The organism is Stutzerimonas sp. LR2 (genome assembly GCF_055755175.1).
On sequence record NZ_JBVTRR010000001.1, the window covers coordinates 553,881 to 566,198 of the forward strand.

Genomic DNA, 12,318 nt, shown 5'->3' on the forward strand with positions numbered 1-12,318 from the left:
TGCCCAACGATCCCCTCATGCACGCCGGCCACTATCTGCAATCGCTGCTCGCCTACTGGTGGCCGTTCTGCCGGATCATGGCCGTGTTCAGTCTGGCGCCGATGTTCAGTCACAAGGCGATCAGCGTGCGTGTGCGCATCCTCCTGGCGCTGGCGCTGACCCTGGTGCTGGGAGCCGCCTTGCCGACACCGCCGACACTCGATCCGCTGTCGCTGGCAGGCATGCTGGCCACCATCGAGCAGATCGCCATGGGCCTGCTGCTGGGCCTGGCGCTGCTGCTGGTGTTCACCGTGTTCACCCTGATCGGTGACGTGGTCTCGACCCAGCTTGGCCTGTCCATGGCGGTATTCAATGACCCCATGAACGGTGTGTCCTCGGCCTCGATCATCTACCAGCTGTATTTCATCCTGCTGGCGCTGCTGTTCTTCGCCATCGACGGCCATCTGGTCACGGTGAGCATCATCTACCAGAGCTTCGTCTACTGGCCGATCGGCAGCGGGCTGTTCTACGACGGCCTGCAGACCATCGCCTGGTCCATGGCCTGGGTGATTTCGGCGGCGTTGCTGATCGCCCTACCGATCGTCTTCTGCATGACGCTGGTGCAGTTCTGCTTCGGCCTGCTCAACCGCATCTCACCGGCGATGAACCTGTTCTCGCTCGGTTTTCCCATGGCGATCATCGCCGGCCTGTCGCTGATCTACCTGACCCTGCCGAACCTGGCCGAGGCCTACCTGCACCTGACCCGCGACTTGCTGGACAAGATCGGCGTTCTGCTCAGGAGCGGCGGCCATGTCTGAGCAGAACAGCAGTCAGGAAAAGACCGAAGAGGCCTCCGAGCAGAAACTCAAGAAGAGTCGCGACGATGGCCAGGTCACCCGCTCCAAGGATGTCGCCACCACCGTTTCGCTGCTCGCCACGCTGCTGCTGCTCAAGCTCAGCGCCGGGCTGTTTCTCGATGGCATGCAGCAGAGCTTCAGCTACTCGTACATCAACTTCCAGCAGAGCGAGATCGGCATCGATGACCTGCAGGTGATCCTCACGCACAACCTGCTGGTATTTATCAGCGTGCTGCTGCCGCTTTTGCTGACGCCGATCCTGGTGATCGCCTTTGCCCTGGTGCCGGGCGGCTGGGTGTTCGCCTCGAAGAACTTCGCGCCGAAGTTCAGCAAGCTCAACCCCATCACCGGCCTGGGCCGGATGGTCGGCGCGCAGAACTGGAGCGAGCTGGCCAAGTCGCTGTTGAAGATCTCCGCACTGCTCGGCATCGCAGCCTGGCAGCTGTACTACGCCGCGCCACGACTGGTCGCGCTGCAGCGCACCGACATCTTCAACGCCATCGGCGGCGCCTTCTCGCTGACCTTCGACCTGGCAATCTCGCTGCTGCTGGTGTTCGTGCTGTTTTCCTTCATCGACATCCCGCTGCAGCGCTTCTTCTTCCTCAAGAAAATGCGCATGACCAAGCAGGAGCGCAAGGAAGAGCACAAGAACCAGGAAGGCCGCCCCGAAGTGAAGGCACGCATCAAGCAGCTGCAGCGCGCGCTGGCGCAGCGGCAGATTGCCAAGGTGATCAAGGATGCCGACGTGGTGATCGTCAACCCGACCCACTACGCCGTGGCGCTCAGGTACGACCCGAAGAAGGCCGAGACGCCCTTCGTCATCGCCCGCGGCGTCGACGAGATGGCGCTGTACATCCGCAAGATGGCCCAGGCCAACGGGCGTGAGGTGGTCGAGCTGCCGCCATTGGCCCGCGCCATCTACTACAGCACCCAGGTCAACCAGCAGATTCCGGCACCGCTCTATACCGCGGTGGCCCACGTGCTGACCTACATCCTCCAGCTCAAGGCCTGGAAACAGGGCCGTCGCCAGGGCAAGCCGGCACTGGCCAGCAACGTCCACATCCCCGAAGAACTGTTCAACCGAGCACGCTCATGAACCTGATGCAGAAACTCACGCCCACCTTCCGCAGCGGTCGGATCGGCATTCCGCTGATCATCCTGTCGATCCTGGCGATGATCATCCTGCCGCTGCCGCCGCAGCTGCTGGACATCCTGTTCACCTTCAACATCGCCATGGCGGTGCTGGTGCTGCTGGTCAGCGTGTCGTCGAAGAGCCCACTGGATTTCTCGCTGTTCCCCACGGTGATCCTGATCACCACGCTGATGCGCCTGACCCTCAACGTCGCCTCGACGCGGGTGGTGCTGCTCGAGGGCCATACCGGCACCGGCGCGGCGGGCAAGGTGATCGAGGCCTTCGGCGAAGTGGTCATCGGCGGTAACTTCATCGTCGGCCTGGTGGTGTTCGTGATCCTGATGATCATCAACTTCATCGTCATCACCAAAGGCGGCGAGCGCATCTCCGAGGTGACCGCGCGCTTCACCCTGGACGCCCTGCCGGGCAAGCAGATGGCCATCGATGCCGACCTCAACGCCGGCCTCGTCACCCAGGAAGAAGCCAAGGCGCGGCGCCAGGAAGTGGCCAAGGAAGCGGACTTCTACGGGGCCATGGACGGCGCCTCGAAGTTCGTCCGCGGCGACGCCATCGCCGGCATCCTGATCCTCCTGATCAATCTGTTCGGCGGTTTCGCCATCGGCGTGTTCGTCCATGACCTGGGCGCCGGCGATGCCTTCAAGCAGTACGCCCTGCTCACCATCGGTGACGGCCTGGTGGCGCAGATTCCGGCGCTGCTCCTGTCCACCGCAGCGGCGATCATCGTCACCCGGATCAACGAATCCAGCGATATCACCAGCCAGGTGCAGCGCCAGCTGCTGGCCAACCCGGCCTCGCTGTACACCGTGGCCGGCATCCTCTTCGTGCTCGGCCTGGTACCGGGCATGCCGCACCTGGCGTTCATCGGCTTCGCCGCACTGATCGGCTTCATCGCCTGGCGCGTCTCGCTGCACGAGCCGCCGGCCGCCGGTGCCGACCTCAAGGAGATCCAGCAGCTCGGCCAGGCGATGGACAAGGAAAAGGCCCAGTCGCTGGCCTGGGAAGATATTCCGCTGGTCGAGCGGCTGTCGGTGTCGCTCGGCTACAAGCTGGTCGGGCTGGTCAACGAGGCGTCCGGTGCGCCGCTGCCGGCGCGGGTGCGCGGCGTGCGCCAGACGCTGTCCGAGCACCTCGGCTTTCTGCTGCCGGAAGTGCAGATCCGCGACAGCCTTCGGCTCAAGGCCTCGCAGTACGACATCTACATCAACGGCGAAAAGATCGACGGCGCCGAGCTGCACGCCGACCGCCTGATGGCAATCCCGTCGCCGGAGCTGTACGGCGAAATCGACGGCATCCTCGGCACCGACCCGGCCTATCGCATGCAGGTGGTGTGGATTCAGCCGGGCGACAAGTCCCGCGCGCTGAACCTCGGCTATCAGGTGATCGATTGCGCCAGCGTCATCGCCACCCACCTGAACAAGGTGATCCGCGAGCACCTGCCGGACCTGTTCAAGCACGACGACGTCGAACACCTGATGCAGCGCCTGACCGTGCAGGCGCCGAAACTCGCCGAGAGCCTGAAGAGTGCCTTGAGCTACACCCAGCAGATGCGCGTATACCGCCAGCTGCTGCAGGAAGAGGTGCCGCTGCGCGACATCGAGACCATCGCCAGCACCCTGCTCGAATGCAGCGAGACCACCAAGGACCCGGTGCTGCTGGCCGCCGACGTGCGCTTCGCATTGCGCCGCAGCATCGTTTCGATGGTCGCTGGCGACCGCCGCGAGCTGGGCGTGTTCGTGCTGGAGAACGCTTTGGAGAACACCCTGCTCAATGCCCTGGCCATCGCCCAGCAGGCCGGGCCGGTGAGCCTGGACAACATCCCGGTGGAGCCCAGCCTGCTCAATCAACTGCAGAACAGCATGCCGGTGGTGAAGGAAAAGCTGCGCAAGGATGGCCACCCGCCGATCCTGACCGTAATGCCGCAGCTGCGCCCGCTTTTGGCGCGCTATGCACGGGTGTTCAGCCCGGGACTCCACGTGCTGTCGCAGAACGAGATTCCCGACCGGGTCGGGGTGAACATTCTCGGCACGCTGGGCTGATACCTTCCGCGTGCCTCAGTAGAGCTTGCGCCGCCGCGGTGCCTGCTGCGCCACCATGGCGGTGAACTCGGCCGACGGCCGGTCGAGGGCGAAGCCCATCTCGAAGCTGTCGCGCCGCGAGTCCTTGCGCGACCACTGGCAGATCACCACCACCTCGATCTGCCGCACGCGCTCGCCGTGCTCCGGCACGTGCAACACCATCTCGTAGCAGCCGCCAACCGCCAGCGGCTGGCTGGCGACCAGGCGCAGGCCACCTAGCGAGAGATCGGCGACATAGCCCATGGGTTCGCCGCTCAGGCGATTGCTGACCTGGATGCTGCTGATATGGCGAAAGCTGAAACGGCTGTGTTGGCGCATGTCCGTTGCCCGGGCAGAGGGTTCGTCCGCCACGACACGGATGCGGCGCATCGCGTCCCGCTGGCAGGGTGTAGAGCCAGCAGGCGACCCGATCGCGCCCTGAATTAAGCCGATGGTGGCATCAACGCCCGGCAAATGCATCGAGCGTGACGTCGATCACCCCGCGCGCGTTCAGCGCTCCGACTGCTCGCCATCGGGCAGTGCCTCTTCGTCGCTCACCTCCTCGGCCATACCCGGCGGCACGTTGTAGGCGCCGCCCGGCACGTCGCTTTCGCTGCCGCCGGCGACATCGCCATGAGTGGTGGTGGTTTCGGGATTCTGTTTGTGGGCATCGCCGCTCTGATCGATGGACTCGATGCTCTCGCGGCCCGGTTCGCTCTGGCTCATCAGCAGTTCCTCGTTCGTCGCCGCACCCCGGCCGATCCGGAGCGCCATGGTTTTTAGGATGGCGGGGCCGGCAGAAGGTGCAGGGCCGTGAGGCCATTTCTGGACCAATGGCCGCTCGGCGGCGCAGCTGAACTAATCCAGTGGCGGGGCAGCCAAAACTCAACTGGAACTGCCATAGAACAGAATCATGCAACTGACTTCCCGCAGCCTGCCGATCACCCCTGCCATCACCCCGGAGCCGGATCAGCCGTCACGGGCGCTGTATTTCGCCCTCGTCCGCGAGGTCGACGAGCACGCGCGGGAGAACGCCGCCGATTACCTGCGCACGCAGCTCGAAGCGGCCGCTGCCCTGCCCTGCGACCTGCCGGCGGACCCCGCCGATCTGGACGCCTGGGTGCTGCAGCGTACCGAGGCGGTCGGCCATCAGTACCAGGCCTACCTGGAACAGCGCCGGGTCGGCGGGCCGCGCCGCTATTTCCCGAGCAAGGCCCATGCGCTGCACTTTCTGCGTGGCGTGGCGCCGACCAAGCTGGTGGACGGTGCCTGGCTCTACGGCCTGTTGCAGCGGTGGGACGATGCGCGTTTCACCGCGCTGATCCAGACCTACCTGGAGGAGCTCGGCGACGGGCTGCCGGAGAAGAACCACGTGGTGCTCTACCGCAAGCTGCTGGCGAGTCAGGGTTGCGACGACTGGCAGGAGCTGGACGACGAACACTTCGTCCAGGGTGCCATCCAGCTGGCGCTGGCCGAGCACGCCGAGCAGTTCCTGCCGGAAATCATCGGCTTCAACCTCGGTTACGAGCAGCTGCCACTGCACCTGCTGATCACCTCCTATGAGCTGACCGAACTGGGCGTCGACCCCTACTACTTCACCCTGCACGTCACTGTCGACAACGCCGACAACGGCCACGCGAAGAAAGCCGTGCAAGGTTTGCTGGATGCCTGGCCGCAGGTGGGCGACAGCGCCGAGTTCTATCGCCGCGTGCGCGATGGCTATCGCCTCAACGACCTGGGCGCCAGCACCGTCTCGGTGATCGGCAACTTCGACCTCGGCCGCGAGGTGCAGCGCATCTTCGAGAAGAAGGCCGCGGTCGGCCAGTTCGTTCATTCCGACTACTGTCGCTTCGAAGGCCGCACGGTCAACCAGTGGCTCGGTGAAGACGTCGAGCAGTTCCTCGCGGTGCTGGACAAGCGCGGCTGGATCAAGCGCGGCCACGACCCGCAGGAAAGTCGTTTCTGGCAACTCATCGTCGGCGAACAGGCGCCCATGTTCGGAGTATTCAGCGCCTACGAGCAGCAGATGATCCATGACTGGATCGCCGACGACTGGCAGGCCGATGGCAAGCGCAGCCCGCGCGGTGCGTTGCTGCAGCGCCAGGCGCTATTCAACGGGCGCCGCACCGCCTCGGCGCCGGCCATGCCGCAACCCGCCGAACACGTCAGTGGCAACGATTTCGATGAGGAGCTGCAGCTGCTCGAACAGCAGGTCGCCCGCCTGCCCGACCGCGCTGCCCGCATGCGCCTGCTGCTGCCGCTGCTGGCGCCGCAACGTCATCACAGCGCCGCCGGTCTGCTGGCCACGCGGCTGTTCAACGGCCTGTTCAACTGAAAGGATCGATCAAGGAAAGCACCATGACCATGGACACTGCGCAGGACCGCGCATTGCTGCATCTGGGCCAGGCCCTGCGCGATCGCGGCTATCACTTCATCACGCCCACCCCGCTGACCCACGAACGGGTCAACCAGCGGCCGGAGAATGCGCTGGCCGACGACCTGCACGGGGTGTTCGGCTGGAGCCGGCCCTTCCAGCACGAGCTGCTGCCGGGCCCGCTGTTCAGCCTGATGGATCAGGCGCAGGTCCTGGAAGCCTGCGGCTCGCGCTGGCGTTCGAAGGTGCGGCTGTCGAGCCTCGACGGCCAGCTGTTCCTGCACTCGGCATTTCCCACCACCGCCAGCGACGCGGTGTTCTTCGGCCCGGACACCTACCGTTTCGCCAACGCCATCCGCTGCCATCTGAACCAGCACACCGGGATGATCCGCCGCGCCGTGGACATCGGCTGCGGCTCCGGCGCCGGGGCGATTCTCACCGCGCTGGCGCGGCCGCAGGCCGAGGTGCTGGCGGTGGACATCAATCCAGAGGCGCTGCGCCTGACGCACATCAACGCGGCGCTGGCGGGTGCCGACAACCTGCGCGCCCTGCACAGCGACCTGCTGAGCGCGGTGGACGGCGAATTCGATCTGATCCTGGCCAACCCGCCCTATCTGGTCGACGCCGACCAGCGCGCCTATCGCCACGGCGGTGGACCGCTGGGCGCCGGGCTGTCGCTGGCGATCCTCGATGCGGCGCTGCAGCGCCTGGCGCCGGGCGGAACGCTGCTGCTGTATACCGGCGTGGCGATGCTGGACAACCAGGACCCGTTCCTCGCGGAGGTGCGCCGACGCCTGCAGGGCGGCGCCTTCAGCTGGACCTATCGCGAGCTGGACCCGGACGTGTTCGGCGAGGAGTTGCTCGGTGGCGCCTACGTCAAATGCGACCGCATCGCCGCCGTGGTGCTGGAAGTGACGCGACCCGCGAGCTGACAGCAGGGCGAAGGGTGGCCCGTGGATAACCCCGCCAGGCTTATCCACGCAACAAGCAAGCGCACGCAGTTCAGACCGGCAACAGCAACAGGATCAGCGACAGGGTCAGCAGCGAGCCGAGCGTCGAGTACAGCACCACCCGCGATACCCGCGAGCCCTCGCGGCCATAGAACTCGGCAAGCATGTACGGCCCGGTGCCGGTCGGCAGCGCACTCAGCAGCAGCGCCGAATAGGCCCACAGGGTCGGTAGTTCGAACACCTGAAACGCCAGGTACCAGGTGATCAGCGGCTGTACCACCAGCTTCAACCCCACCAGCGGCCAGACGCCCTGCACCCGACCGGCCGGCTGCGGCTGGGCGAGGAACAGGCCCAGCGAGACCAGCGCGCAGGGCGCCGCCGCTGCGCCCAACAACTTGAGCAGGGTGGCCAGCGGCACCGGCAGCTGTACACCGCCGGCAGCCCATAGCGCGCCGAGCATGGGCGCGATCACCAGGGGGTTGCGCACCAGCGCCCCGCTCACCTTGCCCAGCGTGCGCAGCAGGCCCTGGCCTGCGTGCAGCCCGGTCTCCACGCAGGCCAGGGCGATGGCGAACAGCACGCAGACGACAATGATCGAAGCGACCATCGCCGGCTGCAGTGCCTCGTCGCCGAGCACCAGCATGCATAGCGGAATCCCGACATAGCCGGTATTGGCATAGGACGCGCCCAGCGCATCCAGGCTGGCATCGACCAGCGGCTGCTTCTGCAGCAGGCGATACGCAAGAGTGAAGGCGAACACGCCGAGGCAGCCGATGGCGAAGGCGGCGATGAACCCCGGTTGCCAGAGCTGCTCCCAGGTGGAGGTGGCGACGACGCTGAACAGCAGCGCCGGCAGGCCCAGCCAGACCACGAAACGGTTGAGTTCCGAAGCGCCGGTCGGCCCCATGCGCCCACTGCGGCGGCACAGGTAGCCGAGCAGGATCAGGGCGAAGACGGGCAGGACAACGTTGATGACCGAAGACATGGGCTCTCATCTGAAGCGTCGTCGCTGAGCCCAGCGGGCGGACGACCGGAACGGCCGGCCACCTTAACAAAAACTTCGCCGAACCGAGAGCGCAGGCGCCCCGGCTCGGCGCAGTACGTCAGTGCAGCGAGGGCGAGTAGCCGTTGGGTTCGGCGCGGGCCGCAGCGAATTCCGCCTCGACGCAGCCGCGAGCCTGCTGCGTGCCTGCGGGAAAACCGCTGCGATCGCTGTAGTCCCACTCGACCGCTGGCACCCGTTCGGCATCCAGACCCTTGGCGCAGCTCAGGTCCAGTGCGGTGATGCCGGCCACCGCCCCGGCGGCAATGGCCGCATTAGCCGGCTCGTTGCCGTGTTCGATGCTCCAGCCGAGGCCGGCCAGGTCCAGCGCGTCACCGCCGATACGGCCGTAGATCCAGGGCTTGGGATCATCCGCCAGCAGAATGCCGACGCCGGTGGCGATTTCGCGCAGACCGCAGGCACGGATCACTCCATCGCTGCCGGGCATGCCGATGAAACGCGCGACCTGACGCGGCGCCACCAGCTGGACGACGCCCAGGCCGATGCTGAACCAGCCCAGTCCCCGCGCCAGCGAGCGCGCCGAATGGTTGGGCCGGGTGACTTGACGTGGAATGCTCATAAGACTCCTCGCTCGATATCGTGGCTCGGCCGATCCCTACTGCAGGATCGGCGACCGGTTCATGGCTTCAGGACCACCTTGATGCAGCCGTCATGCTTGTCGCGGAAGGTCTTGTACATCTCCGGGCCCTGCTCGAGGCTGACGCTGTGGGTGATGACGAAGCTCGGATCGATCTGCCCCTCCTGGATGCGGTTGAGCAGGTCGTCGGTCCAGCGGTTGACATGGGTCTGGCCCATGCGGAAGGTCAGGCCCTTGTTCATCGCGGCACCGAACGGAATCTTGTCGATCAGCCCGCCGTAGACGCCGGGAATCGAGATGATCCCGGCCGGGCGGCAGACGTAGATCATTTCGCGCAGCACGTGCGGCCGGTCGCTCTCGAGCATCAGCGCCTGCTTGGCGCGGTCGTACATCGAATCGATCGAACGCGCAGCGTGCGCCTCCATGCCCACCGAGTCGATGCACTTCTCCGGACCCTTGCCGCGGGTCAGCTCCTTGAGCCGCTCGAGCACGCTTTCCTCGTCGAAGTTGATGGTGATGGCGCCGCCGGCGCGGGCCATGGACAGCCGCTCGGGCACGTTGTCGATGCAGATGACCTGCTCGGCGCCCATCATGATCGCGCTGCGGATGGCGAACTGGCCGACCGGGCCGGCGCCCCATATCGCCACCGTGTCGGTGGGCTGGATATCGCACTGCGCCGCGGCCTGCCAGCCGGTGGGCAGGATGTCGCCGAGAAACAGCACCTGCTCGTCGGTCAGGCCGTTGGGGATCACCACCGGGCCGACATCGGCGTAGGGCACGCGCACATATTCGGCCTGGCCGCCGGCATAGCCGCCGGTGAGATGGGTATAGCCATAGAGCCCGGCGGTGGTATGGCCGAACACCTTGTCGGCGATGTCCTTGTTGCGGTTGGTACGCTCGCAGACCGAGAAATTGCCGCGCCGACACTGGTCGCATTCGCCGCAGACGATGGTGAAGGGCACCACCACGCGGTCGCCGACCTTCAGCTTCTTGTTCGCCGAGCCGACCTCCATCACTTCGCCCATGAACTCGTGGCCCATGATGTCGCCGTGCTGCATGCCGGGCATGAAGCCGTCGTACAGGTGCAGGTCGGAGCCGCAGATGGCGCAGGAACTGACCTTGATGATGGCGTCGCGCGGGTCCTCGATGGAGGGATCGGGGACGTGGTTGTCGCAGCGGATGTCGTGCTTGCCGTGCCAGCGAAGGGCTCTCATGGACAATCTCCTGTCGGGTTTCGGAAACGCCGTCTCGGTGATTCTCCTTCTGCCTCGCTGTTGCTCCTCTGTCGGTGCGGCGTGCTGTCAAGGTTTTAGTAAGCAGCGCCGCACGAGAGTGCCCGGTTACCGACGGGATGCATGCCCGCCGCACCGCCAGAACACGAGCGCAACGGCGGCTGACTAGTGCCGATTGCGCCCGAGCGAGGCATAGCCGTCGCGGTAACTGGCGAACCTCGGCTTCCAGCCCAGCGCGCGGGCGCGGGCGTTGCTGCAGCGCTTGCTGCCGGCGCGTCGGGTCATGCTCTGCTCGGCCCAGTGGGTGACACCCAGCCGCTCGCGCAGCCAGTCGACCACCTCGTGCAGCGGCGCCGGCTCGTCGTCGACCCCCAGGTAGCAGGGCTGCAACGCGGTGCCGCTGGCGTCCGCCTGCAGCAGGAAGGCCAGCAGCGCGGCGGCATCGTCGCGGTGAATGCGGTTGCTGTACTGCGGCGGATCGCGCTCGACCCGCAGGCCGGCACGCACCTGGTTCTGCAGCCAGGGGCGACTCGGGTCGTACAGCCCGCCCATGCGCACGCAGGTGACCGGCAGGCCGCAGCCGAGGGCCAGTTGCTCGGCCTCGAGCATTACCTGCCCGGTGAAGCCGGTCGGCTCGGTGGGCGAATCCTCGTCGATCCATTCGCCGTCGCGCTGGGCATAGACGCCGGTGCTGGAAACGAACAGCAGACGGCGCGGCTGCTGTTCATGCTGTCGCAGCCAGCGAAGCACGTTGCGCAGCCCCTCGACATAGGCCTGGCGATAGCCGGCCTCATCATGCTCGGTGGCGGACGCGGCATAGACCAGATAATCCAGCCCGCCGTTGGGCCAGCAGCGCGGACAGGTGGGATCGGTCAGGTCGCCCTTGACCGGCAGGATCGGCACCGGCAGCTCGGCGGCGTTGCGCCGCAGACCGTACACCCGCCAGCCGTCACGGCCGAGCTGCAGGCCCAGACGACTGCCCACGTCGCCGCAACCGGCGATCAATACGCTAAGGCGCTTGCCCATCTTCTGCTCCCTCAGTGGTACCCGAACGCGGGCCGTATGCATTGGAGTGTACCGGCTTTCCACGCATGCCACTGGTTGGTTAAGGGCTACGCAAAAGGCTATGCTTGCCGGCAATCTGATGGATGCTGACTATGACTCTGACCGAACTGCGCTACATCGTCACCCTCGCCCAGGAACAGCACTTCGGCCGTGCCGCCGAGCGCTGCCACGTCAGTCAGCCGACCCTTTCGGTTGGCGTGAAGAAGCTCGAGGACGAGCTGGGGGTACTGATCTTCGAACGCACCAAGAGCGCCGTGCGCCTGACCCCCGTGGGCGAAGGCATCGTCACCCAGGCGCAGAAGGTGCTGGAGCAGGCGCAGAGCATTCGCGAGCTGGCCCAGGTCGGCAAGAACCAGCTGGCCGCACCGCTCAAGGTCGGTGCCATCTATACCGTCGGCCCCTACATGTTCCCGCACCTGATCCCGCAGCTGCATCGGGTGGCGCCGGACATGCCGCTGTACATCGAAGAGAACTTCACCCACGTCCTGCGCGACAAGCTGCGCACCGGCGAGCTGGACGCGATCATCATCGCGCTGCCGTTCCAGGAAGCCGATGTGCTGACCAAGCCGCTGTATGACGAGCCGTTCTACGTGCTGATGCCCGCCGACCATCCCTGGACCGCCAAGGAAACCATCGACGCGGAGATGCTCAACGACAAGAGCCTGCTGCTGCTCGGCGAGGGGCACTGCTTCCGCGACCAGGTGCTCGAGGCCTGCCCGACCGTGCGCAAGGGCGAAGCGGCCAGCCATACCACGGTGGAATCCAGCTCGCTGGAAACCATCCGCCACATGGTCGCCTCGGGCCTGGGTGTGTCGATCCTGCCGCTGTCGGCGGTAGAGAGCCATCACTACTCCCCCGGCGTGCTGGAGATCCGCCCGCTGACGCCGCCGGTGCCGTTCCGCACCGTGGCGATCGCCTGGCGTGCCAGCTTCCCGCGGCCCAAGGCCATCGAGATCCTCGCCGACTCGATCCGCCTGTGTTCGGTAGGCAAGCCGCCGTCGGCGAAAGCCTGAG

At 66.0% G+C, this 12,318-nt stretch carries 12 protein-coding genes; 6 read left to right on the forward strand and 6 right to left on the reverse strand.

Translation table 11 applies throughout. The features are described 5' to 3' along the window. Positions 1 to 17 precede the first annotated feature (17 nt). From fliR to flhA, 3 genes are read left to right on the forward strand one after another with little or no spacing between them, the layout of a single operon-like run. A complete protein-coding gene (gene fliR / locus ACVRRC_RS02575) occupies positions 18 to 797 on the forward strand; it encodes a flagellar biosynthetic protein FliR (protein ID WP_125852550.1) in 780 nt (259 codons plus the stop codon). Next, entirely contained in the window at positions 790 to 1,932 is a 1,143-nt protein-coding gene (gene flhB / locus ACVRRC_RS02580; RefSeq protein ID WP_243363674.1) for a flagellar type III secretion system protein FlhB, read from the forward strand. Before fliR ends, flhB begins: the two co-directional genes overlap by 8 nt. Continuing rightward, positions 1,929 to 4,025, forward strand: a complete 2,097-nt coding sequence (gene flhA / locus ACVRRC_RS02585) for a flagellar biosynthesis protein FlhA (RefSeq protein ID WP_061373712.1) — start codon at positions 1,929 to 1,931, stop codon at positions 4,023 to 4,025. Before flhB ends, flhA begins: the two co-directional genes overlap by 4 nt. A gap of 15 nt (positions 4,026 to 4,040) precedes the next feature. Here flhA and ACVRRC_RS02590 read toward each other — a convergent pair whose 3' ends face one another. Next, positions 4,041 to 4,382, reverse strand: coding sequence for a PilZ domain-containing protein (locus ACVRRC_RS02590; RefSeq protein WP_017245891.1), 342 nt, complete (start codon positions 4,380 to 4,382; stop codon positions 4,041 to 4,043). 171 nt (positions 4,383 to 4,553) lie between these two features. Beyond that, positions 4,554 to 4,769 (reverse strand): hypothetical protein, encoded by a 216-nt coding sequence (locus ACVRRC_RS02595; RefSeq protein ID WP_041755196.1) that lies wholly within the window; start codon positions 4,767 to 4,769, stop codon positions 4,554 to 4,556. A 187-nt stretch (positions 4,770 to 4,956) separates the two neighbouring features. On the opposite strand from ACVRRC_RS02595, the gene ACVRRC_RS02600 reads away from it, so the two are divergent. Further along, the gene (locus ACVRRC_RS02600) at positions 4,957 to 6,378 is read left to right on the forward strand and encodes an iron-containing redox enzyme family protein (RefSeq protein WP_020308005.1); all 1,422 of its coding nucleotides are present in this window, start codon (positions 4,957 to 4,959) and stop codon (positions 6,376 to 6,378) included. A 23-nt stretch (positions 6,379 to 6,401) separates the two neighbouring features. Next, complete coding sequence (locus ACVRRC_RS02605) at positions 6,402 to 7,349, forward strand: methyltransferase (protein ID WP_014595409.1); 948 nt, start codon at positions 6,402 to 6,404, stop codon at positions 7,347 to 7,349. A gap of 70 nt (positions 7,350 to 7,419) precedes the next feature. Here ACVRRC_RS02605 and ACVRRC_RS02610 read toward each other — a convergent pair whose 3' ends face one another. The 4 genes from ACVRRC_RS02610 to ACVRRC_RS02625 all read right to left on the reverse strand — a co-directional run bounded on the left by ACVRRC_RS02610 (position 7,420) and on the right by ACVRRC_RS02625 (position 11,265). Next, the gene (locus ACVRRC_RS02610; RefSeq protein ID WP_011911386.1) at positions 7,420 to 8,352 is read right to left on the reverse strand and encodes an AEC family transporter; all 933 of its coding nucleotides are present in this window, start codon (positions 8,350 to 8,352) and stop codon (positions 7,420 to 7,422) included. 118 nt (positions 8,353 to 8,470) lie between these two features. Then, entirely contained in the window at positions 8,471 to 8,989 is a 519-nt protein-coding gene (locus ACVRRC_RS02615) for a hypothetical protein (protein WP_013981338.1), read from the reverse strand. A gap of 59 nt (positions 8,990 to 9,048) precedes the next feature. Then, positions 9,049 to 10,221 (reverse strand): zinc-dependent alcohol dehydrogenase, encoded by a 1,173-nt coding sequence (locus ACVRRC_RS02620; protein WP_011911384.1) that lies wholly within the window; start codon positions 10,219 to 10,221, stop codon positions 9,049 to 9,051. A gap of 183 nt (positions 10,222 to 10,404) precedes the next feature. Beyond that, positions 10,405 to 11,265, reverse strand: coding sequence for an NAD-dependent epimerase/dehydratase family protein (locus ACVRRC_RS02625; protein WP_019407389.1), 861 nt, complete (start codon positions 11,263 to 11,265; stop codon positions 10,405 to 10,407). Between the two features lie 131 nt (positions 11,266 to 11,396). On the opposite strand from ACVRRC_RS02625, the gene ACVRRC_RS02630 reads away from it, so the two are divergent. Next, a complete protein-coding gene (locus ACVRRC_RS02630) occupies positions 11,397 to 12,317 on the forward strand; it encodes a hydrogen peroxide-inducible genes activator (protein WP_013981335.1) in 921 nt (306 codons plus the stop codon). Position 12,318 lies beyond the last annotated feature (1 nt).